This window comes from Mesorhizobium sp. M8A.F.Ca.ET.057.01.1.1, assembly GCF_003952565.1.
In the GTDB taxonomy this organism is placed as follows: Bacteria; Pseudomonadota; Alphaproteobacteria; order Rhizobiales; family Rhizobiaceae; genus Mesorhizobium.
Genome location: NZ_CP034454.1, coordinates 1,616,830 through 1,638,322 on the forward strand (window position 1 = coordinate 1,616,830; position 21,493 = coordinate 1,638,322).

A 21,493-nucleotide genomic window follows, 5' to 3' on the forward strand; every position below is an offset into this window, starting at 1 on the left:
GATCAGGCCGTGGCGAAGTGATCATAGATGCGCTTCGACAGCAAGAAGCCGACATAGACGGCGATGCCGCCGATGACGATGTGCGGCAGGTTGGCGAAGAAGCGGGCGGGGAACTCGATATCGTTGAGGGAGCGGAAGCCGTTGATGAAGATGCCGGCATCGAGGCAGCCGGAGCCGGTGACCAGTCCGAGCACGCCGTCGAACAGATAGACCGAGCCGAACAGCTTGAAATAGAACACTGCCTGGCGCTGCGAGATGAAGGCGGCGGCCAGCGCCCAGACGCCCGAAAAGGCGTGCAGCAGGTCGTCATACCATTGCAGGGAGAACAGGCCGAACAGATTGCCGTTGGCATCGTTGAAGGCCGGAATGTAGCCGATGGCAACGACCGCGAAGAACAGGAACGCGTAGGCGATGGCAAGCTTCTGGATCAGCGTCATGAAGTATCCCCCTCCGAAAAGCCCGTTGCAGACGGACTCTGACGACGCAGCGATACTAACCGATTTTGATGCGCGGTGAAGCGGCGCCCGCAACTTCGCCGGGAAAGGACTTTGCGAGGGTTAAAAAGACAGTCGGCGCCGGGATTTCTCCCAGCGCCTCCCTGTCAGATCAGGACACGGTCGCGGCAGCAACTTCCGTAAAGTCGTCGCGCCATGCCGGCCTTGATTTTGACGGTCCTGCCAGAAGCCACCCGAAGGCAGCGTCCGTTCCAGACCACGCTGGTCTTGGCCCTTGCGGGCTTTGCCCTGCGTGCCATCGAAGGTTTTTGCCGTCCTTCATGGCAGCATCGGTCCGCCGTCGGCGTTGGCACGCTTTCCGCGGCCCCGTAGGTCTCGGCTACCATCCCTCGAACAGGCAAGCCTGCTCTCGATCGGGGCCGTACGGGCCTCAGGAAATCCGCCTTTCACTTCGCCTTTCGGCTTGGCGATCGGTAGCCGCCTGAGATGGGTTGAACTTACGCCGGGTAAGGGTTGTGGGGAATGGGCTTGCCCCTGTGGATAGCGGGATTATCGGGGACCGATGCCAGAAGCCAAGGAAATTCAAGCGCGGGTGCCTTAGACAGCCTGCCCCGCTTTTTCGGCTGATGAACCGCCGCAGCTCTTGCCCTGCCGACAGGCGCGGGTTTCAATGTCGGCAAAGGATCGGGCCGGCAAAGGATCGGGCCGGCAAAGGATCGGGCCGGCGCCTTCCGGGGAGGAAAAGCATTGAAGGTCGGAGTGGTGCTCAATCCGATTGCCGGCGGCGGCCGGCTGAAACGGCATTGGCCCGATGTCGCCGCCGCGCTGAAAAAGCACTTCGGCGATTTCGAATTGCGCGAGACCCAGGCCGAGGGCGATGCCGAGCGGCTGGCGCTCGATCTTGCGGCAAACGGCTTCGACCTTGTGATCGCGGCCGGTGGCGACGGCACGGCGAGCGAAGTGGCCGACGGCCTGCTGCAGGCCCGCGAGGAGGGCGGCAGGACAACCGAACTCGGCCTTCTGCCGTGCGGCACCGGCATCGATTTCGCGCGCGGCCTCGGCCTGCCGAAGGAGATCGACGCGACGCTGAAGCGGATTGCCGAAGCCAAGGCAAGAGCGGTCGATGCGGGCCGTATCTGCTACATCGACGAGCATGGCGCGCTGGCCAGCCGCCACTTCATCAACATCGCCAGCCTTGGCCTGTCGGGCGCCACCGACCGCGCCGTCAATGCCGACAAGCGCAAGGGCAGGATGTCTGCCAAGGCGCTGTTCCTGTGGCGCACCGTGGTCGAGTTCGTCCGTTACCGCTTTCAGGACATACGGATCACCGTCGATGACGGCGACCCGGTCGAGGCGCGCACGGCGCTGGTGGCGGTGGCCAACGGCAAATTCTTCGGCGGCGGCATGATGATCGCGCCGGATGCGGAGCTGGCCGACGGACAGTTCGACATCGTCATCCTGCGCGCGGCGGGCAAGCTGAAGCTGATCTGGGATATCAGGCTGCTCTATGGCGGCAGGCATCGCAACCACCCCGCGATCACCATCCTGCGCGGCCGGAAAGTGGTGGTCGAACCGCTCGGCGACGTCGAAAAGAATGGCGCGCTGGTGGATATAGACGGCGAGTCGCCCGGGCGCATACCGGCGACCTTCGAGATCCTGCCCGGCGCGCTGACGCTGAGATATTGAGCAGGGCGTCGTTCGGCGTATATGGGTTGGAGCATCCCCCGACTTCGTCATCCACGGGCGGAGCAGGAGCGAAGCTCCGTCGCGGAGACCCGAGGATCCATTCCGTGACCTTCACCGCGGAGTGCAACGGAGCGGAATTCTGGACCGCCGCAACTCTCCGGAGTCCCGGCATGGATCCTATGGTCTGCGCCGCGTCGCTTCGCTCCTTGCTCCGCCATAGGATGACGAAGGGAGAGGCGTTTGCACCGACCTCCGCAGTGGATGAAACCTGTCAGGACAGACGATCCGGACGCTGCAGTTCTGATTCAAGTTGTTGCCGTTGCACCTGCGAATGTTTGCTCAGCATCTTGATTTCAATATATGATCCGTATCGTATCAAATCTCCAGCTTGGCCGGAAAACCAGGCGCGCGGAGCTCGGTGCCGACGGCATCCTCCAGCAATTTGACGATCTGGGTCGACCAGGCGCCGCCGCCATAGGCTGCCTTGCCTTGCTCGAAGATCGCGTTGACACGCGATGCAAGCTCGAGCGGCACGCCGGATTTTTCGCCCATGGCGAGCGCAAAACCAAGATCCTTCAGCGCCAGGTCCATGGTGAAGCCGATGTCGTAGGAGCCATTGAGGATGAGCTGGCTTTCGGTTTCGTGGACGAAGCTGTTGCCGGAGGAGGCAACGATGGCGTGGTAGCTCTGCGCGAGGTCGAGCCCGCCCTGCTTGGCCAGCATCAGCGCCTCGCCGGCCGCGACCAGATGGATGAAGGCCAGCATGTTGGTGATCACCTTGATCACCGCCGCCGAGCCGACCGGGCCCATCAGGAACGACTTGGCGCACATAGCTTCGATGGCCTTGCGGTGGCGCTCGTAGAGGGCCGCATCGCCGCCGACCAACGCGGTGATCTTGCCCACCGCCGCCAAATGCACACCGCCGGTGACCGGGCATTCCAATGTCTCGATGCCCTTGGCCGAGGCGAGGGCGGCAAGCCGCAAAATCTCGTCGCGGCCGTTGGTCGACATCTCGATCCAGGTGCCGCCCGGGGCCAAGCCTTCAAGCAACCCGCCCGGCCCGGCAAGCACCGCTTCGCTGACCTTCGGCGAAGGCAGGCAGGTTATGGCATTGCCCGCGCGGGTGGCGGCCTCGGCTGGGCTGCCGGCAGCCGTGGCGCCAAGCGCGACAAGGCGCTCGACGGCGGCGGGGTCGCGGTCGACAACGGTGACGGCAAAGCCGTTGCGGATCAGGCTGGCGGCAAGGTTGCCGCCGAGATGGCCAAGGCCGATGAAGGCGTAGCTTTCGCTCACGGCATCAGCGGCGTCTGCATCATCTGCAGATGCAGGTCCTTGCCGGTGTAGCGATGCGCGTCGCAGACCGCCTCGTTGAGCTCGACGCCGAGGCCGGGCTCTTTCGAAGGGATGACGTTGCCATCCTGCCATTCGATCTTCTTCTTCAAAAGCGTGGCGTGGAAGCCGTCCCATTGCTTCAGTGATTCCAGGATCAGGAAGTTGGGCAGCGTCACCGCGAGCTGGATGTTGGCGGCGCCGACGATCGGCCCGCAATAGCAATGCGGCGCGACCTGGATGTGGTAGGCCTCGGCCATGGCGGCGATCTTCTTGGTTTCGAGAATGCCGCCGGAGCGACCGAGGTCCGGCTGCAGGATGGTCGCCGCGCGGTTCTCGATGACGCGGGCGAATTCGGACTTGGTCGTCAGCCGCTCGCCGGTGGCGATCGGGATCGAAGTCGCACGCGCCACCTGCGCCATCACTTCGGGCATGTCCGGGGGCACCGGCTCCTCGAACCACAGGGGATCATAGGGTTCGATGGCGCGCGCCATGCGCAGCGCGCCCGATGCGGTGAACTGGCCGTGCGTGCCGAACAATATGTCGGCGCGGGTGCCGACCGCCTCGCGGATCGCCTTGATCATGCGGGTCGAGACATCGATGTCGACGAGGCGCGGCTGGTGGCCGTCGAAGGCGGTGTAGGGGCCGGCCGGGTCGAGCTTGACGGCGTTGAAGCCCTGCTCGACATATTCGAGCGCGCAGGCCGCCGCCATCTCGGGGTCGTTGTAGACGTTCCTGCCATCGGGCGCGTCCTCGGAATGGACGCTGCCCGTGTGGGGGTAGAGATAGGTGTAGGAGCGCAGCGTCTCGTGCACCTGGCCGCCGAGCAGCTTGTAAACCGGCTTGTTCGCTTCCTTGCCGATGATATCCCAGCAGGCCATTTCGAGTGCCGAGAAGCAGCCCATGCCGGAGACGTCGGGACGCTGGGTGAAGCCCGAGGAATAGGCGCGGCGGAAGAAGTTCTCGATGTCGTGGGGATCGCGGCCGACGAGGTAGCGCTCGGCCATGTCCTCGATCATCCTGGCCGTGACATGGGCGGAGAAAGTGGCGTTGTAGGCCTCGCCATAGCCGACCACGCCGCCATCGGTGGTCAGCTTGACGAAGATGAAATACTTGCCGCCGATGCCGGGCGGCGGGTTGCCGACAACCCAGGTCTTGACGTCGGTGATCTTCATGTGTGGTCCTCCAGAACCAGTTCGGCGCCCTTCCACCCGGTCATGACCGAGGCGGCGTTGGTGTTGCCGGTGATGTTGTCGGGAAAGATCGACGCGTCGATGACGCGCAGGCCTTCAAGGCCATGCACTTTCAGGCGCGGATCGACGACGGAGCGCGAGGGGTCGGGTCCCATGCGGCAGGTCGACACCGGGTGATAGACGGTTCCGGAGCGTTTCCTGAAATCGGAGATCATGTCGGCGTCGGACCGGATCGACGGACCGGGCAACACCTCCTCGGCGATGATCTCGGCCATGGCCGGCATCGAGGCGATTTTGCGGACGAATTTCACCGCCGCCAGCATCTCGTCGACATCGGCATTGATGGAATAGGCGTTGGCGACGATCTTGGGATAGTCGAGCGGGTTCCTGGAGCGGATCATGATCTCGCCTCGGCTCGACGGGCGGCAGTTGGACAGGCCGATGGAGAAGCCCGGCCATGGGTCGGGCGTCAGGATCGGACGCTCGCCGTTCTTGGGGATGAGGGTCGAGAAGGCCTGGAAATAAAGCTGCATGTTGGGCCGCGAGAAGGCCGGATCGGTGCGGAAGAAGCCACCGCCATGGTTCATCGACAAAGACAGCGGGCCGGAGCGCGTCAGGATGTACTGCATACCGACCAGAAGCTTGCCCCACCAGGGCCGCAGGATCTGGTTGAGCGTCGGCAACTTGCCCTTGAAGGTGTAGTTGATGCCGACATGGTCCTGCAGATTGGCGCCGACATTCTCGTTGGCTTGCACGACCGGGATGCCCAGCCCCTTGAGAAGCGCCGCAGGGCCGATGCCTGAGAGCTGCATGAGCTGCGGCGAGTTGATCGAGCCGGCCGAGAGGATGATTTCGCGACCGGCGTGGGCTGTCTTCGTCTGGCCGTTCTGCAGATACTCGACGCCGACGGCGCGCTGGCCTTCGAACAGGATGCGGCTGACCAATGCGTTGGTCTCGACGCGGACATTGGCGCGCTTCATCGCCGGGCGCAGGAAGGCCCGCGCCGCCGACATGCGGCGGCCGTTCTTGGTCGAGATCTGGTAGATGCCGACGCCTTCCTGGGCAGCACCATTGAAATCGGGGTTGAGCGGCAGGCCGGCCTGTTGTCCGGCGGCGAGATAGCGTTTCGTCAGTGGGTGGACGGCGTCCGTGGTATCGCTGATGTGCAGCGGGCCGCCGGTGCCGCGCCATTGGTCGGCGCCGGCCTCGTTGTCCTCGAGCGCCTTGAAGGCCGGCAACAGATCGTCATAGCCCCAGCCGGGATTGCCGGCGGCGCGCCAGTCGTCGAAATCCTCGCGCGCGCCGCGGATCCAGACCATGGCGTTGATCGAGCTGGACCCGCCGAGCAGCTTGCCGCGCGGCCAGTGGTCGACATTGCCGCCAAGGCCGGGATCCGGCTCGGTCTTGTAGTTCCAGTTCACCGTGGGATCGAAGAAGGTCTTGCCGTAGCCGAGCGGCATCTGCACGTAGAAGCGACGGTCGCTGCCGCCGGCTTCCAGCACCAGCACCGAGAAGCGGCCCGAGGCCGAGAGCTTGTCGGCGAGCACCGAGCCGGCCGAGCCGGAGCCGACGATGATGAAGTCATAGGTCTGCATGATGGAAATGGGCGGCTCCTGAAAACAGGGCGCAGCCTAGACGCCACCGGTTCGCCGCGTCGCCGCGCCTTCCGGCATCGGTTGTGAAAAAAGCGACTGGTATATCCGGCCGGGTTGCGGGGAATACCGACAATCGCGCTTGATATGCATGGGGTCGACGGACTATGCGGTGGCATCGGCCACTCTGCAGAAGGCAGGAGAATCCATGCGTGTCCTGTCGGATGCTTTCATTCCCGAACTGCCGGGCTATTACAAAGGCAAGGTCCGCGAAAATTACGACCTGGCCGACGGCAGGCGCATCATCATCGCCACCGACCGTCTCAGCGCCTTCGACATCATCCTGACCTCGATCCCGTTCAAGGGAGAGATCCTGACGCAGACGGCGCGCTACTGGTTCGAGGAAACCGCCGATATCTGTCCGAACCATGTGCTGGAATATCCCGACCCCAACGTCGTGGTCGGCACAAGGCTCGACATCCTGCCGGTCGAGATCGTCGTGCGCGGCTATCTGGCCGGGACCACCAGCACCTCGATCCTGACCCGGTACAAGCGCGGCGAACGGGAGATGTATGGAATGCGCCTGCCGGACGGCCTGCGCGACAATGAGAAGCTCGCCGAACCGATCATCACGCCGACCAGCAAGGCCGCCGATGGCGGCCATGACGAGCCGCTGTCCAGGGCCGAGATCCTGAGGCAGGGCCTGCTCACGCCAGCACAGTGGGAGACCGTTTCAAGCTATGCCTTGCAACTGTTCGCCCGCGGCCAGGCGCGCGCGGAGCGCGGCCTGATCCTGGCCGACACGAAATACGAATTCGGCACCGACAAGAACGGGACGATCATTCTCGCCGACGAAATCCACACGCCCGACAGCAGCCGTTACTGGATCGCGGCAAGCTACGAACAGGCGCTGGCTGGTGGCACACGGCCGGACAGCTTCGACAAGGATTTCATCCGCTCGTGGGTGGCGGCGCGCTGCGATCCCTACAAGGACCCGATCCCGAGGATTCCGGACGAGATCGTCGAACAGGCCTCCAACGTCTATAAGCAGGCCTACGAGGCGATCACGGGCAAGGCGTTCGTGCCGGACGTTTCCGGGAATACGGTTCTCGACCGCATCCGGGCGAACCTGGCGGGCTACTTCTAGGAGTTGCGGCCTAACGCCTGGACTTACGCCGCGCCGTCGACCCCCACTCCGTCGCCGCTTTGCGGCGCCACCTCTCCCCCGATCGGCGGGGGAGAGGAAGGGAGCCAGGCCGGGCAAGTCTCGCGCTCTTCCTCTCCCCCGTCGATCGGGGGAGAGGTGTCAGGCGGAGCTTGACGGAGTGGGGGTCGACGGCGCGGCGTGGAATTGGTTGCTCGCCGGTCACCGGCACCACGCGAGTGCCAAGGTTGGCCTATGACCCTGTGGGGGCGAGGAAACGGCAGCCGCCCCGCGTTGACCTGTTCCTGCTGCGGCGATACGGGATCTATGATCATCACCTCACAAGGATTCGTCCCATGGTGCAGTACGCTGATGGACGGCCGATCGGCGATCTGACGCTGCGCACGTTGGCCATGCCTTCGGATGCGAACGCCGCCGGCGACATTTTCGGCGGCTGGGTGATGGCGCAGATGGACCTTGCCTGCGGCATCCGCGCCGCCGAGCGCGCCAGGGGCCGCGTGGTGACGGCGGCGGTCAAGGAGATGTCCTTCGCCAAGCCGATGAAGATCGGCGACACGCTGTGCATCTACACCCATGTCGAACGCGTCGGCCGCACCTCGATGACGCTCAAGGTCGAGGCCTGGGCCCAGCGCTATCTCTCCGACCTGATGGAAAAGGTCACCCACGCCGACTTCGTCATGGTGGCGCTCGACGGCGAGGGCAAGCCGAAGGCCGTTCCAGCCGAGAGCTGATTCGATACCGCCACTCCGGGACATTTGTAACATCGCCCGAGCGGAGCGATGCGTTCAGCGACATCCTGCCGTTGCCTCCACGGCCAATTCTGCTGGCGTCGGAGGAAGACAATGCGTCAACACCTATTGAACGGCTGGCTTGCGGCGGCTCTCGCCGCCCTGGCCTGCCTGCTCGGCATAACGGCTTATGCCGAAGTCAAACAGGACCTCGGGCGCACCGCCTGTTTGCATGACACGACTGGTGTGAAGGAGCGGAGAGCGACGTGCGCGATCTGCAGCCCGATGCCTTGCGGGGCCATGGCGCCAAGAGCCTGATTGGCTGCCTTTGGAATGCGGTCACAGCCGCGGGGCGCGAGCATGCGTGAGGCCGAGCCTCGAGCGCCACAGACAAATTCCCAAGTCTTCTTCAGCGAACCAAGGTTTCTATTCTGGAACCCCTGACTTCGCTGCAAACACGCAGCGCCGCTCGGCGAGAATCCCGGAGCCCTTGCCGTGCAAGGGTTTCAGGCTTGCATCTCGTCGAATCTGGCGCGTGCCGACTGAACGCGCTGCGTGTTCTTGCGCGCCCATTCGCCGAGCGCGCCGACCGGGACCAGCAACTCATGGCCGAGTTCGGTCAGCTCGTAATCGACGCGTGGCGGAATGGTCGGAAACACTTTTCGCGTGACGAAGCCGTCGCGCTCCAGGCCGCGCAAGGTGGTCGTCAGCATCTTCTGCGAGATGCCGCCGACAGCCGCGCGCAGTTCGTTGAAACGCAGCGGTCCTCCGCCCAGTTTGCCGACAACGAGCACGGTCCATTTGTCGCCGACGCGCTGCAGGATCTCCGACACGGCCCGGCAGTCCTCGGTGTTATGCGGGTGCCTCAGTAACAAAAACGTGCCTCCTTGCGCGCCTGTTTGTCAGTATCACATATAGCGCCGGTATCCAAACGATACCAAAAATTCCCGCAAGGAGAGCCCCTTATGTCCAAGCCCAAAATCGCCATTGTCATCGGTTCGACGCGCGCCGCCCGCTTCGCCGACGTGCCGACGCAGTGGATCGCCAAGATCGCCAAGGCACATGCCGATATCGATGTCGAAATTGTCGATCTGCGCGACTTTCCGCTGCCCTTCTTCGATGAGGTCGCGTCTTCGGCCTGGGCGCCGTCGCAGAATGAAGTCGCACAGCGCTGGCAGAAGAAGGTCGCCGGATTCGACGGCTTCATCTTCACCGCCGCCGAATACAATCACGGCCCGACGGCCGTGCTGAAGAACGCCATCGACTACGCCGCCAACGAGTGGAACAAGAAGCCGGCCGGCTTTGTCGGCTATGGCAGTGTCGGTGGCTCGCGCGCCGTCGAACAGCTTCGTCTGCACGCCGTCGAATTGCAGATGGCGCCGGTCAAGTCCGCCGTCCATATCGCCTGGGGCGATTTCCTTGCCGTGCGCCAGGGCGAGAAGAAGCTCGAGGATCTCGAGCACCTGAACCAGGCCGCCACCGCGCTGGTCAACGACGTCGCCTGGTGGGCGAAGGTGCTGAAAGCCGCTCGTGCCGCTGATGCTGTCGTCGGGGAAGCCCAAGCGGCCTGATCTCGTAGTAGATCATCATACTCCCGAAGGGCGGCCCTTGCGCCGCCCTTTTTCATTGGGGTTCTTGCAAAGGAGTTGCGGCTGCGCCTGCAGTCATTTGCGCCTCTCGCTCACTCGCATGATCACGTCTCAGTGACTTGCATAATGCAACTAACTCGGCTATGAGTCACTTTCATATTGAAAGAGACTGTCGATCATGGTTGCGAAAACAAGTTTCGAAACACGCCCGTGCCCGATCGCGCGCAGCCTCGACGATGTCGGCGAATGGTGGAGCATCCTGCTACTGCGGGACGCGTTCCAGGGGCTGACGCGCTTCGACCAGTTTCAAAAGAGCCTGGCGATCGCGCCCAACATCCTGACGCGGCGGCTGAACAGCCTGGTCGAGCGCGGGCTGTTCGAAAAGCGCGTCTATTGCGAACGGCCACGTCGTCACGAATATGTGCTGACCGCCAAGGCGCGCGATTTCCGCCCGGTCCTGCTTTCCTTGCTCACCTGGGGAAACAAGCATCTGGCGCCCGAGGGCCCGAGCCTGGTGGTGGTTGACAAGGCTGATGGTCGCTGGGCCGAGCCGGTTCTGGTCGATCGCCAGAGCGGCAGGCAGCTCGACAGCGATGATTTCACCATGGCCACGGGGCCGATGGCCACCGACCGCATGCGCCAGCGATACCGCTTCACCAGCAACGGCTCGGGCCAGCCGCTTGTCGACAACGCGCTGGTTGATCAAAGCCGTGAAGAGGCGCGGGGCAAATGAACAAGGTTCTCTCCGCTGCCGAGTTGCAGCCAGTGCAGCCCTCGACCGTTGAAATTCCCGCGCCGGCAAGGAAGCGCCGCAAGCCGTTGCTGGTGTTGGGCGCCCTGGTCGCTGTCAGCGTCGCCGGATGGTATGGCCTCCAATGGTGGCAGGCAGGCCGTTTCCTCGTCTCGACCGACGATGCCTATGTCGGCGGCAACGTCACGCCGCTGGCGCCACGCGTTGCCGGGCACATCGACGAAATCCTCGTCGAGGATAACCAGCATGTCGCGGCGGGCCAGCTCGTCATCCGCATCGACGACCGGCCGTTCAAGGCGGCGTTGGACCGTGCGCGGGCTGCCGTCCAGCAGCAGCAATCGGCCCTCGATAACCTTCGCGCCCAGGTCCCACTGCAGAATTCGCTGATCGAGCAGGCGCAGGCGGATCTCGAGGCCAAGAACGTGGCCGCCGTCTTCACCGCCCAGGACGCCAAGCGCTATGAGGCGCTGGCCAGCACCAAAGCCGGCACGCAACAGGACGCGCAGAGAAGCCTTGCCGCCGATGGCCAGGCCAGGGCGTCGGTGACCGCCTCGCGCGCCGGGCTGGCGGCCGCCAAGCAACGGCTCGATGTGCTCAACACCCAGATATCGGAAGCGACCGCCGCGCTCGCGGCCGCCACAGCCGATGTCGATACAGCGCAGCTCGATCTCGGCTTTACCGAGGTCCGTTCACCCATCGACGGCATCGTCGGCAACAGGCTGGCGCAGGTCGGCACCTATGTGTCGCCGGGCAGTTATCTCCTGACCATCGTTCCGGCTTCGGGCCTGTGGGTCGATGCCAATTTCAAGGAGGACCAGCTGCGCGACATGGCCGACGGGCAGGCGGCGACGGTCTATACCGACATCGCGCCGGACGCGCCGCTCAAGGGTCATGTCACCAGCCTTGGACCCGCTACCGGAGCGATCTTCAGCGTGATCCCGCCACAGAACGCGACCGGCAATTTCACCAAGATCGTCCAGCGCGTGCCCGTCCGCATCGCCATCGACCAGGACCAGGACCAGGCGCAAAAGGTCGTGTTGCGGCCAGGCCTGTCGACAACAGTCACCGTCGATACCGTCGCGCGCTGAGGACGCCATGTCTGAGCGCGCCGCCCCGCAATCCTTCATCGCCAGCATTCTGCCATTCATGGTGATGTGTGTCGGGATGTTCATCGCGCTGCTCGACATCCAGATCGTGGCGTCGTCGCTGCAGGACATTGGCGGCGGCCTGTCGGCCGCGCAGGACCAGATCGGCTGGGTGCAGACATCCTATCTGGTGGCGGAAATCATCGTCATCCCGCTGTCGGGCTGGCTCACGCGGGTGTTTTCGACACGCTGGCTGTTCACCATATCGGCGGCCGGTTTCACGCTCGCCAGCATGCTGTGCGGCTTCGCCTGGAGCATCGAAAGCATGATCGTGTTCCGCGCGCTGCAGGGGCTGCTCGGCGCGTCGATGATCCCGACGGTGTTCACCTCGTCGTTCCATTATTTCCAGGGGCCAAGGCGGGTCTATGCCGCGGCGGTGGTCGGCAGTATCGCCTCGATCGCGCCGACGCTCGGGCCTGTCATCGGCGGCTGGATCACCGACACGCTGAACTGGCACTGGCTGTTCTATGTCAACGTCATTCCGGGCACCATCATCACCATCCTCGTTGCGCTGCTGGTCAAGATCGACAAGGCCGATCCGTCGCTGCTCAGGGGGGCCGACTATATCGGCATGGTGCTGATGGCGGTCAGCCTGGGCACGGCGGAATACGTGCTCGAAGAGGGCTCGCGCTGGAACTGGTTCGACGATGCCACGATCCGCAATGGCGCCATCGTCGCCGGGATCACCATGGTGCTGTTCATCATCCGCAGCCTGACCTTTGCGCAGCCCGTGGTCGATTTCCGAGCCTTCGGCAACCGCAATTTCGCCATTGGCTGCTTTCTCTCCTTCGTCACCGGCATCGGCATCTTCGCCACGATCTATCTGACGCCGCTGTTCCTCGGCTATGTCAGGGGCTACGACGCCTTGCAGACCGGGCTCGCGGTGTTCTCCACCGGCGTCGCCTCGATGGTCGGCGTTCCCGTCTACATCTTCCTCGCCAAGCGCTTCGACACGCGCTGGCTGATGATGTTCGGGCTGGCCTCCTTCGGCGCCTCGATGTGGAGTTTCAGCGCCATCACCAGCCAGTGGGGCGCGGCCGAGCTGCTCGTTCCGCAACTGTTTCGCGGTTTCCCACAGGTGTTCGCCGTCGCGCCGAGCGTCAATCTCGGCCTTGGCAGCCTGCCGCCCGAACGGCTGAAATATGCCAGTGGCCTGTTCAATACGATGCGAAATCTAGGTGGGGCGGTCGGCATCGCCATTTGCGGCGCGATCCTCAACGACCGCACCAACTTCCATTTCCTGACGATCGCTTCGCACCTGACGCCGCAGAACGAAGCCGCGATGCGTCTGGTCGACAACGTCGCGCTGCGTTACGGGCAGTTGCCCGGTGCGGTCGCCGACGGTCACACCGCCTCGCTGAAGCAGCTGTGGGCGCTGGCCTATCGCGAGGCCTCCACCATGGCTTATGCCGATGCGTTCCTGGCGATCATGGTCGCCTTCGTCATCGCAACCGCGCTGGTTCCGTTCCTGCGCAACGTCACGCCGAAGGCGCCGCCGCCGGACGCTCATTGAGGGTGGCACGGGCCAGCAACAGCGCGCGCTCCCTGTCATTGCCGGTCAATTGGGCGGCTTGGCGGAACGCTGCGCGGGCTTCCGCTGGCCGCCCCAGTTTCTCCAGAAGATCGCCGCGCACAGTGGGCAGGAGATGCGAGTCCTTCAGGCGCGGCTCGTCCTTCAGCGCCTCGACGATGGCGAGGCCTTGCGCGGGACCGAATGCCATGCCGACCGCCACGGCCCGGTTGATCTCGACGATGGGCGAGGGGGCCGCCAAGGCAAGCGCCTGATAATAGGCCGATATCGCGATCCAGTCGGTGTCGGCTGATGTCACCGCGCGGGCGTGGCAGGCCGCGATCATCGCCTGCAGCAGATAGGGGCCGGGCGCCGAGGTCAGGACCATGGCGCGATTCAGGCCGTCGAGGCCGCTCCGGATGAGTGACCAGTCCCAGCGGCCGCGGTCCTGATGGAGCAGCAGGATCGGATCGCCCGCTTTGCCGGTACGGGCCGCGAAGCGGGAGGCGTTGAACTCCATCAGCGACACCAGCCCCCCACCTCGGGCTCGTCGGGCATCAGCGCCGCCAGAGAGCGGCCGAGGCGCAGTGCCTCGGCGCACAGATCGGCGCGCAGCCAGTCCGGTCCGGCGGTCGCCACATAGCCCTCGTTGAAGATGAGATAGACCACCTCCAGCACGGCGGCGAGGCGTTCGCGGCGCTCTTCCGCGCGCGGCGTCTCGAACGGGATGGCAGCATCGCGAAGGGTTCGCTTGGCGCGCACGATGCGCTGGGCGGCGGTGGCTTCGGGCACCAGGAAAGCGCGGGCGATCTCCGGCGTCGACAGGCCGCCCAGGAGCCGCAGGGCCAGTGCGGCGCGCTGCTCTGCGGGAAGCACGGGATGGCAAGCGGTGAAGATCAGCCGCAAGAGATCGTCGTCGATATCCTCGTCGAGCGCGGTCTCGATGTCGGGCATCTCGCGTTCTAGTTCGGCGAGGTCGATGGCAAGTGCGCGATGCTTGCCGTCGATCATGGTGGTGCGACGCAGCCGGTCGAGCGCCCGGTTCCTGGCGACCTGCGTCAACCATGCGGCCGGATTGCGCGGGATGCCGTCGCGGGGCCAGCGCTCCAGCGCCGTCAGGAAGGCGTCCTGCGCGATTTCCTCGGCCAGCCCGATATCCCTGAGATAGCGGGCGAGCCTGGCGGTGAGCTTCGGCTGCTCGATCCGCCAGACCGCTTCTATGGTGGCCGTGGCCGTCAAGCTTTCAGCTCGCCGAAGCTTTCCACCACCTTCTGGACGTCCTCGGGAAATTCGCTCATTTCAAAAACCTGGCGGATTTCGATCACGTCATCCTCTCCGGCGGGGCAGCGGCGGGCCCATTCGATGGCCTCCTCGCGCGAGCGCACGTCGATCACCCAATAGCCGCCGAGAACTTCCTTGACCTCCGCGAAAGGCCCGTCCGTGACAACGGGCTTGCCACCCTTGTAGCTGACCCGCGCCCCGGCGGACGGCGGATGCAGCCCGTCGAGAGCCAACAGCACGCCGGCCCTCTTCAGCTCTTGATTGTATCTCATCATCCCCTCCACAGCCTCGGCGCCAGGCATGACATCGGGCGCCGCCTCCGCGTAGCCGCCGGGGATCATCAGCATCATGAACCGCATCGTCTTTCTCCTTGGTTGGGTTGGTTCAATCATATGACGAACGGGCCATGGTGAAATCGACACGCGCAGCAAAAAAAGCTCGAATCCAGATCTCGAACGCGCGTTGGACCGCCATATCGCCGAGGCTGCCATCTGGCCCCGCCAATCCGCCCTGATATATCCCGCTGCGATCCATCACATGAGGGGCCTCGTGAAGTCATCCAGCCTGGCAGGCGCCGTTTCTCCCATGGTCCCGGTACTTGTCTGCGCTCTTGGCATCTTCCTGCTGTCGGGGATGGACGCGGCCATGAAGGTCCTGGTCATCGCGGTCGGCGTCTACAACACGGTGCTGTGGCGCAGCATGCTGGCGACAGTGGTCGCGGGCACAGGCTGGTCGATGGGGCCACGCAGGCTGCCCGCGCCTTCCGTGCTCAGGCTGCATGCGCTGCGTGCCGCGGTCGTCGGCTTTGTCTTGCTGTCCTTCTTCTGGGGGCTCGCCCGGCTGCCACTGGCGGAGGCGATCGGGCTCAGTTTCGTCGCGCCGCTGTTTGCCCTGCTGCTCGCCGCGCTGCTGCTCGGCGAACGCATACAGCGGCAGGCGATCTGGGCCTCATTGGCGGGCATAGCCGGCGTCGCAATCATCGTGGGCGGCCAGTTCGGGCAGGCGAACCATGCCAGGGATGCCTTGCTCGGCACGGCGGCGGTGCTGGTATCGACAGTGTTCTATGCCTACAACCTGATCCTTGCGCGGCAGCAGGCGCTGGTGGCCAAGCCGATCGAGATCATGCTGTTCCAGAACCTTTGCGTAGCGGTCATGCTCGGTCTCGCGGCGCCCTGGCTCGCCATTGCCCTGCCGGGCGAGCTCTGGCTTCCGCTCGCCGGGGTGACGGCGCTGTCGCTCGCCGGCCAGTTCCTGATGAGCTGGGCCTACGCGCGCGCCGAAGCGCAATATCTGATCCCGACGGAGTACTCGGCCTTCATCTGGGCGATCGCGCTTGGCTGGTTCTTCTTCGACGAGGCGGTGACCTGGACCACGCTGGCGGGAGCGGGCCTCATCGTGGCCAGCTGCCTGATCGCGGCGCGTTCGAATCCCAGGCTTGCCGAGCCGATCGAAGCCGCCGTCTGAAGGCAGGTTTGCTGTCGGTTTTCACCAGGCGCGCTGCCCGTTTCCCAGGGAAGCGCGCCTGGCTCGACTTACCACTTCACCTTGAAGCCGACCGTGCCGCCGATGGAGCGGCTGTCGCCGAAGTCTTCCAGGCTGGTGCGCGCCAGGACCTCGCCATTGACGGAATAACGGTCATCGGCCCAGCTCAGCGAGCCGCCGACACCGAGCCCGCCCGACAGCTGCCGCGACTTGCTGCTGAACACGGTGCCCGAGACATCGACATCGGAGCCGTCGACGAAGTCGTAATAAAGATTGCCGATGCCGTAGACATGCGAGCGGCTCGTCCGGCCCGTCTTGTCCTTCCACCGGCTTTCATAGTCCGCCGACAGGCCGAGCCTGCCGATCAGGCTGTCGCTGCCGCCATTGGCGACGACGGCGCCGTAGGGGTCGGTAAAGCTGTCGAAATCGACCGAGGAATAGCTGAGCTGCGCCTGCGGCGTCAGCGACCAGTTGCCCTGGAGACCGATCTTTTGCCCGGCTTCGATACCGAGGCCATAGCCGAAGCCGTTATTGCCCTTGACCAGCCTGTTGCCGAGCGTGGCGGAGGACAGGTCGCTGTCGAACCAGGTCAGTTCGGCCTGCGCGTCGACATAGAAGCCGCTGTTGCCGTACCAGGTCAGCGTGCCGCCGAAGCCGTAGCCTGTCGTGTCGATCGAGCCGAGGCCGAAAGCCGAGGAGATATCCGACTTCACCGTGCCGTAATGGACCGTCACGCCACCGGTCAGGACGCCGGAAGCCATTTGCGCGAGCTGGCCGTCGAGGCCCGCCTGCAGTCTCCACAGATCCGCGTCGTAGTCGGTGCCGGTCGTGGACGTGCCGGGATCGAGCTTTTTGTGGGCGGCTTCGATGCGGCCCCAGATCGGACTGCCACCCTCGACGCGGTCGTCCGCATCGGGTAGCGCCGCTCCGGTCCATGAGCGGTTGCCGGCGCGCTGCTGCAGCGTTCCGAGCTGGTTGAAACTCTGCAGCACGCCGGCATATGCCTCGTAGACCGGCACGCTGGGAGCGTAGAGCGGCGACGACGGGCCGCCGGGATCGACGGGATTGATCAGCGCGGAGCGCAGGTACCAGTCGCCGTCGGCCGGCGTGGAAATGCCGTTCTGATACATACGGTAGGCATAGGCGCCGGCCACCACGGCCTGGTCGCCCTGGAAGACGTAATCGCCCAAAAGGTTGAAGGTACCGGCCGACGTGCCGCCGACATCGATGATCTTGATGCCGTCGACGGTCTGCGCGCCACCACCGCCGAGGCCGATCACCTTGACGTTGGCGGTGCCCGAGGTGTTGCCGGCGATGACGAGCTTGTCGGTGGAAGAGGCGTCGCCATCGAGAATAGCCTCGATCTCGACCGCGCCGCCTGCGCCGACGAAATTGCCCTGGATGGTCAGCAGGCCGATGGAGTTGCCGGGCGCGATGACGCCGCCGGCCTGGAGTGTCGTCGATCCCACGGTGCCGTTACCGCCAAGCGCTCCGCCACCGAGGATGGTGACGGCCGAGTTGGCAAGGGAGCCATTGACCGAGAGCTTGCCGGCCTCGATCGTGGTCGCGCCGTTCAGCGTATTGATGCCGGTGAGACCGAGATTGCCGGCGCCCCGCTTGGTGAGCGTGCCGCTGCCTTCGATGATGGAGGCAAAGGCGGCGTTGGCCGGCTGGTCGAAGACGAGCGCGGCGTCGTTCAGGATGTTGCCGGTGCCGAAGCTAGTTGCCTGGCCGATCAGCGTGCCGGCGGAGATCGTCGTGCCGCCGCCGTAGCTGTTCGTACCGGCGAGCGTCGTGCTGCCGGCGCCCTGCTGCACAACTGAGCCGCTGCCGGATATCGCGCCGGCGAGGGTCACGCCGTTGGAGCGGTCGACGATGAGGGTGCCGTTGTTGGTCACGTTGCCTGCTATCGAGCCTGACGTGCCGCCATTGCCGAGCTGCAGCGTGCCGGCCGAGATCGTGGTCACGCCGGTGTAGGTGTTGTCGGCGGTGAGTGTCGTAGTGCCGGTGCCGATCTGGTTCACCGCGCCGCTGCCGGAGATGACACCGGCAAAGGTCACTGCATCGGAACGATTGAAGGCAAGCGTGCCGTTGTCGGTTACGTCGCCGGAGATCGATCCTGACGTGCCGCCATTGCCGAGCTGCAGTGTGCCGGCCGAGATCGTCGTGCCGCCGGTGTAGGTGTTGTCGCCGGTGAGCACCGTCGTGCCGGCGCCGATCTGGCTCACCGCGCCGCTGCCGGAGATGACGCCGGCATAGGTGTAGGTGTCGGAGCGGTCGAAGGCGAGCGTGCCGTTGTTGGTGACATTGCCAAGAATGCTACCGGTCGTACCGCCATTACCGATCTGAAGCGTTCCCTGCGAGATCGTCCAGGCTTGCGTGGCGGTGTTGTCCGCGGTCAGCGCCCAGGTGCTGGCTCCGGTCTTCTGGAGGATGTCGAAGTTTCGGTACTGGCCGGCTGCGCCGATCATGCCGTCGAGGACCGCGGCGGTGTCGCCGCCGACGGTGAGGACGTCATTCGCTCCATTTCCGCCCACGACATTACCGATAATTGCCGAACCGGCCTGAAGTTCAAGCTTAAGGCTCCCTGTCGAGCCTGCGATAAGAGAAATGGCATTGGCGCCCGCGCCGCCACTGATGCTGCCGCTGTTGACGATGCTGAGCGATCCCCCGACGCTGTTGGTCATGATTGCAGCCGCTCCGGTGCCGCCTTGGATCTTGCCAGTATTGGTAATCGTTCCGACATTGTTGGTGCGCACCACGACACCGATGCCACCGCCGGTCGTACCCTCGCCACCCAGGATGGTGCCGTTATTGGTGAGCTTTGTCTGCGCGCCGGCAGGACTCCCAATGGCAACGCCGATGCCCCCCAATCCTTGGCTACCGCTACCTCCTTGAATGGTGCCGCTCACGTTGTTCGTCAACTGGCCACCGGAGCTCACTTGCACACCTGGACCGCCAGCCGTGGTGCCGTTGCCGCCTACGATGCTGCCGCTGTTGGCAAGCGTCGAATTGTTCATGACGCTCGCGCCAATCTGTCCGGTGGTGCCCGGAGTGCTGAATGAGGCGCCTTCAACCGATACCTCATTGGTGACGTTAGCCCCATTATTAACCACGAGCCCGGCCACGTTACTCAGTCCGACAACATTGCCGGTTCCGGTCACGATCACCGCTTGTCCACCGCTGAATTGAGGACCCGTCAGCGTGTGTCCATTGGTATCGACCGTCAGCGGGCTGGTCGAAGTCAGGACGTTAATGCTGGTCGTAATGTCGGCCCTCAGGACGATAACCGGAGTTGGGTCACCTGTCGAAGTGATCGTGGCCAGGGCATTGTTGAGTTCAGCCAGGCTGGCAACGTCGTATTGCGCCGCCGATGCCACACCTGGAAAAAGGCAGGCGAGCGCCGCGCCGCTCACACCCGCAAGGAGCATCCTGCCCCGAATGCGCCCAGACGCAACCGTGCCACTGCTTGCTCTCATCGAATGATGCCCTTACTGATTGCCGAATGCCTGCGGTGGCTCGCGCCGGACCAAACCGCCAATAGGTTAACTCCAGGTTTGATTCCTGTCTTGCATGTGACGCGTTCGTTACTGAATTTTTTCTACCGTTACTTCGATGCAACATTAGATAGTTTGAATATTACTAGTATATATAAGTACTTCCTTGAATGCCTGCACGGTCGCGAAACTGCCGGGGCGCGACGGGCGCGGCCTCGTTTCGAGGACCGGAAGGGGGAACCGCCCACGGCAGTGGTCAGCCTGAAATTTCCTAATCCGTCATTTGCGTTTGACGGCCTCGCCAAGAAGCAGAGAGCCATCCGGGTGACCCTGAAGCGGGCGTGGCCGCAAGTAAATTTATGTGTGTCGTGAAATTTTTATTAAATATTTCGCCCGCGCGATTACGGTCCATAGACTTTATGTTGGTCTGTTGTGCTGTCCGCTCAGAAAATGTCGCCGAATGGTCGATGCTATGACAGACTATGTGGCAAGTTCCTGGAACGATATCGTGCAAGGCAACGTTGGTCCGGATGCGGCCGGCGGGAATCGAACGATGCGAACTGGCCAGGCATCACGAGAAGGGTTTATCCGATGAGCTTCTTCGTCAACGCCGTGGGCGTTCCTCTTCCCTATAGCGGCGCTTCCAACCATTGGTACTCGGCGGCGGGATCTGGGCCGGATTTGTACGGCAGCACGGGAAATGACTCCTTCTATGGAGCAGGCAATGTCAACGTCACCATGCATGGTGGCACGGGGGACGACATCTATTACCTCTATGGGGCCGGCAACAAGGTGGCGGAGGCGGCTGGCGCAGGCATCGACACGATCAGCACATGGATGAGCTACAAGCTCCCCGACAATGTCGAGAACCTCATTGTCACACATGCCAACAACTATGCCTTCGGAAACGGGTTGGACAACATCATCACCGCCACGGTCGGGCACCAGACCTTGGACGGCGGCGCCGGAAACGATGTGCTGATCGACGGCGGCGGCGGTTACGACACGTTCGTCATATCGAAAGGCAATGGAAGCGACCTGATCGCCAATTTTGCCGCCACCGACACGGTCCGCCTCAATGGCTATGGGTTCACGTCGTTCGACGCCATCCATTCCAACATGATCCAGGCGGGATCGAACGTGCTGTTGAATTTGGGATCCGGCGAGATTCTCGAGTTCAAGGACACGACCATCGACAAGATGCAGCCCGGCCAGTTCGAACTGCCGATCAACATGTCGGCAATGAAGCTGTCGTTCAGCGACGAGTTCAACTCGCTCAATCTTCACAACGACCAGGGCGGCACATGGGATACCAATTTCTCGTGGGGAGCACCCAACGGCAGCACGTTGACCAACAATGGCGAGTTGCAATGGTACATCGACGCCAATTACGCGCCGACGAGTTCCGTCCACCCGTTCAGCGTGAACAACGGCGTTCTCACCATCACCGCCGCGCAGGCGCCGGCCGACATCAAGCCGCTGATCAACAACTACGAATACACGTCAGGCATCATCACCACGCATGACACCTTCTCGCAGACCTATGGCTATTTCGAAATGCGGGCCGACCTGCCCGAGAACGCCGGCGCCTGGCCGGCCTTCTGGCTGCTGCCGGAAGACGGTTCGTGGCCGCCGGAGCTGGATGTCGTGGAAACGCGCGGACAGGACCCGAACTCGTTGATCATGACGGCGCACTCGAATGAAACTGGAACACACACCAAGGTCTCGTCGACGGTGAATACCATGGATACCGCCGGTTTCCACACTTATGGCCTGCTCTGGACACCGGACAAGCTCGTCTGGACCTATGATGGTGTGCAGGTCGCGGAAGCTGCGACGCCGTCCGACATGAACAAGCCCATGTACATGCTGGCCGATCTCGCGGTCGGCGGCTTTGCCGGCGCGCCTCCCGATCATCTGGCGACGCCTGCCCAGATGAAGATCGACTACATCCGCGCCTATACGCTGGACAATGCGCCAGCGAGCGCCCTGCACCTCACCAGCAGCACCGCCACGCACAGCATCGCCAGCAGCACGCTGCATGGCGGTTCCGAATTCGGGGGCCACGCGTAGGTCCCGGGATCATGCAG

16 protein-coding genes and 1 pseudogene are annotated in these 21,493 nt (G+C 63.8%); 9 read left to right on the forward strand and 8 right to left on the reverse strand.

Translation table 11 applies throughout. The features are described 5' to 3' along the window. Nucleotides 1-2: 2 nt before the first annotated feature. Nucleotides 3-437, reverse strand: coding sequence for a DUF4383 domain-containing protein (locus tag EJ077_RS07265; protein ID WP_208700781.1), 435 nt, complete (start codon nucleotides 435-437; stop codon nucleotides 3-5). Between the two features lie 765 nt (nucleotides 438-1,202). Here EJ077_RS07265 and EJ077_RS07270 point away from each other — a divergent pair. After that, nucleotides 1,203-2,141 carry a diacylglycerol/lipid kinase family protein gene (locus EJ077_RS07270; protein ID WP_208700783.1) on the forward strand — a complete coding sequence of 313 codons (939 nt, stop codon included), beginning with the start codon at nucleotides 1,203-1,205 and terminating at the stop codon, nucleotides 2,139-2,141. A gap of 375 nt (nucleotides 2,142-2,516) precedes the next feature. Here EJ077_RS07270 and EJ077_RS07275 read toward each other — a convergent pair whose 3' ends face one another. From EJ077_RS07275 to EJ077_RS07285, 3 genes are read right to left on the reverse strand one after another with little or no spacing between them, the layout of a single operon-like run. Continuing rightward, the gene (locus EJ077_RS07275) at nucleotides 2,517-3,434 is read right to left on the reverse strand and encodes an NAD(P)-dependent oxidoreductase (RefSeq protein WP_208700785.1); all 918 of its coding nucleotides are present in this window, start codon (nucleotides 3,432-3,434) and stop codon (nucleotides 2,517-2,519) included. Beyond that, nucleotides 3,431-4,645 carry a mandelate racemase/muconate lactonizing enzyme family protein gene (locus tag EJ077_RS07280; RefSeq protein WP_208700787.1) on the reverse strand — a complete coding sequence of 405 codons (1,215 nt, stop codon included), beginning with the start codon at nucleotides 4,643-4,645 and terminating at the stop codon, nucleotides 3,431-3,433. The genes EJ077_RS07275 and EJ077_RS07280 overlap by 4 nt, the downstream gene beginning before the upstream one ends. Continuing rightward, nucleotides 4,642-6,258 carry a GMC family oxidoreductase gene (locus tag EJ077_RS07285; protein WP_208700789.1) on the reverse strand — a complete coding sequence of 539 codons (1,617 nt, stop codon included), beginning with the start codon at nucleotides 6,256-6,258 and terminating at the stop codon, nucleotides 4,642-4,644. Before EJ077_RS07285 ends, EJ077_RS07280 begins: the two co-directional genes overlap by 4 nt. A gap of 205 nt (nucleotides 6,259-6,463) precedes the next feature. On the opposite strand from EJ077_RS07285, the gene EJ077_RS07290 reads away from it, so the two are divergent. Together EJ077_RS07290 and EJ077_RS07295 are read left to right on the forward strand one after the other, a co-directional pair. After that, nucleotides 6,464-7,402 (forward strand): phosphoribosylaminoimidazolesuccinocarboxamide synthase, encoded by a 939-nt coding sequence (locus EJ077_RS07290; protein WP_208700791.1) that lies wholly within the window; start codon nucleotides 6,464-6,466, stop codon nucleotides 7,400-7,402. A 353-nt stretch (nucleotides 7,403-7,755) separates the two neighbouring features. Then, on the forward strand, nucleotides 7,756-8,151 hold the full coding sequence (locus EJ077_RS07295; RefSeq protein WP_013893544.1) for an acyl-CoA thioesterase: 396 nt from the start codon (nucleotides 7,756-7,758) through the stop codon (nucleotides 8,149-8,151). A 503-nt stretch (nucleotides 8,152-8,654) separates the two neighbouring features. Here EJ077_RS07295 and EJ077_RS07300 read toward each other — a convergent pair. Then, on the reverse strand, nucleotides 8,655-9,023 hold the full coding sequence (locus tag EJ077_RS07300) for a winged helix-turn-helix transcriptional regulator (RefSeq protein WP_127281183.1): 369 nt from the start codon (nucleotides 9,021-9,023) through the stop codon (nucleotides 8,655-8,657). Between the two features lie 90 nt (nucleotides 9,024-9,113). Here EJ077_RS07300 and EJ077_RS07305 point away from each other — a divergent pair, with 90 nt between their 5' ends. From EJ077_RS07305 to EJ077_RS07320, 4 genes are all read left to right on the forward strand, one after another. Next, entirely contained in the window at nucleotides 9,114-9,719 is a 606-nt protein-coding gene (locus tag EJ077_RS07305) for an NADPH-dependent FMN reductase (protein ID WP_127873489.1), read from the forward strand. A gap of 196 nt (nucleotides 9,720-9,915) precedes the next feature. After that, nucleotides 9,916-10,470, forward strand: a complete 555-nt coding sequence (locus EJ077_RS07310; protein WP_208700793.1) for a winged helix-turn-helix transcriptional regulator — start codon at nucleotides 9,916-9,918, stop codon at nucleotides 10,468-10,470. After that, the gene (locus tag EJ077_RS07315; protein ID WP_208700795.1) at nucleotides 10,467-11,576 is read left to right on the forward strand and encodes an HlyD family secretion protein; all 1,110 of its coding nucleotides are present in this window, start codon (nucleotides 10,467-10,469) and stop codon (nucleotides 11,574-11,576) included. Before EJ077_RS07310 ends, EJ077_RS07315 begins: the two co-directional genes overlap by 4 nt. Nucleotides 11,577-11,583: 7 nt before the next feature. Then, nucleotides 11,584-13,146 carry a DHA2 family efflux MFS transporter permease subunit gene (locus EJ077_RS07320; RefSeq protein WP_208700797.1) on the forward strand — a complete coding sequence of 521 codons (1,563 nt, stop codon included), beginning with the start codon at nucleotides 11,584-11,586 and terminating at the stop codon, nucleotides 13,144-13,146. Here EJ077_RS07320 and EJ077_RS07325 read toward each other — a convergent pair. Together EJ077_RS07325 and EJ077_RS07330 are read right to left on the reverse strand one after the other, a co-directional pair. Next, nucleotides 13,112-14,382 (reverse strand): annotated as a pseudogene (locus EJ077_RS07325) (RNA polymerase sigma factor). The gene EJ077_RS07320 and the pseudogene EJ077_RS07325 overlap by 35 nt on opposite strands. Continuing rightward, entirely contained in the window at nucleotides 14,379-14,783 is a 405-nt protein-coding gene (locus EJ077_RS07330; RefSeq protein ID WP_208700799.1) for a YciI family protein, read from the reverse strand. The pseudogene EJ077_RS07325 and the gene EJ077_RS07330 overlap by 4 nt, the downstream one beginning before the upstream one ends. Nucleotides 14,784-14,961: 178 nt before the next feature. Here EJ077_RS07330 and EJ077_RS07335 point away from each other — a divergent pair, with 178 nt between their 5' ends. Further along, on the forward strand, nucleotides 14,962-15,888 hold the full coding sequence (locus tag EJ077_RS07335) for a DMT family transporter (protein WP_208700802.1): 927 nt from the start codon (nucleotides 14,962-14,964) through the stop codon (nucleotides 15,886-15,888). Nucleotides 15,889-15,956: 68 nt separating this feature from the next. Here EJ077_RS07335 and EJ077_RS07340 read toward each other — a convergent pair whose 3' ends face one another. Then, a complete protein-coding gene (locus EJ077_RS07340) occupies nucleotides 15,957-19,322 on the reverse strand; it encodes an autotransporter outer membrane beta-barrel domain-containing protein (protein WP_210212155.1) in 3,366 nt (1,121 codons plus the stop codon). 672 nt (nucleotides 19,323-19,994) lie between these two features. On the opposite strand from EJ077_RS07340, the gene EJ077_RS07345 reads away from it, so the two are divergent. Continuing rightward, nucleotides 19,995-21,476 (forward strand): family 16 glycosylhydrolase, encoded by a 1,482-nt coding sequence (locus EJ077_RS07345; RefSeq protein WP_208700806.1) that lies wholly within the window; start codon nucleotides 19,995-19,997, stop codon nucleotides 21,474-21,476. Nucleotides 21,477-21,493: the final 17 nt, after the last annotated feature.

Bases quoted from the DNA above. Each gene is read 5' to 3' on its own strand.
- EJ077_RS07265 (WP_208700781.1), bottom strand. From the start codon at position 437: ATGACGCTGATCCAGAAGCTTGCCATCGCCTACGCGTTCCTGTTCTTC.
- EJ077_RS07285 (WP_208700789.1), bottom strand. From the start codon at position 6,258: ATGCAGACCTATGACTTCATCATCGTCGGCTCCGGCTCGGCCGGCTCG.
- EJ077_RS07315 (WP_208700795.1), top strand. From the start codon at position 10,467: ATGAACAAGGTTCTCTCCGCTGCCGAGTTGCAGCCAGTGCAGCCCTCG.
- EJ077_RS07320 (WP_208700797.1), top strand. From the start codon at position 11,584: ATGTCTGAGCGCGCCGCCCCGCAATCCTTCATCGCCAGCATTCTGCCA.
- EJ077_RS07290 (WP_208700791.1), top strand. From the start codon at position 6,464: ATGCGTGTCCTGTCGGATGCTTTCATTCCCGAACTGCCGGGCTATTAC.
- EJ077_RS07345 (WP_208700806.1), top strand. From the start codon at position 19,995: ATGAGCTTCTTCGTCAACGCCGTGGGCGTTCCTCTTCCCTATAGCGGC.
- EJ077_RS07305 (WP_127873489.1), top strand. From the start codon at position 9,114: ATGTCCAAGCCCAAAATCGCCATTGTCATCGGTTCGACGCGCGCCGCC.
- EJ077_RS07310 (WP_208700793.1), top strand. From the start codon at position 9,916: ATGGTTGCGAAAACAAGTTTCGAAACACGCCCGTGCCCGATCGCGCGC.
- EJ077_RS07280 (WP_208700787.1), bottom strand. From the start codon at position 4,645: ATGAAGATCACCGACGTCAAGACCTGGGTTGTCGGCAACCCGCCGCCC.
- EJ077_RS07335 (WP_208700802.1), top strand. From the start codon at position 14,962: ATGAGGGGCCTCGTGAAGTCATCCAGCCTGGCAGGCGCCGTTTCTCCC.
- EJ077_RS07295 (WP_013893544.1), top strand. From the start codon at position 7,756: ATGGTGCAGTACGCTGATGGACGGCCGATCGGCGATCTGACGCTGCGC.
- EJ077_RS07330 (WP_208700799.1), bottom strand. From the start codon at position 14,783: ATGCGGTTCATGATGCTGATGATCCCCGGCGGCTACGCGGAGGCGGCG.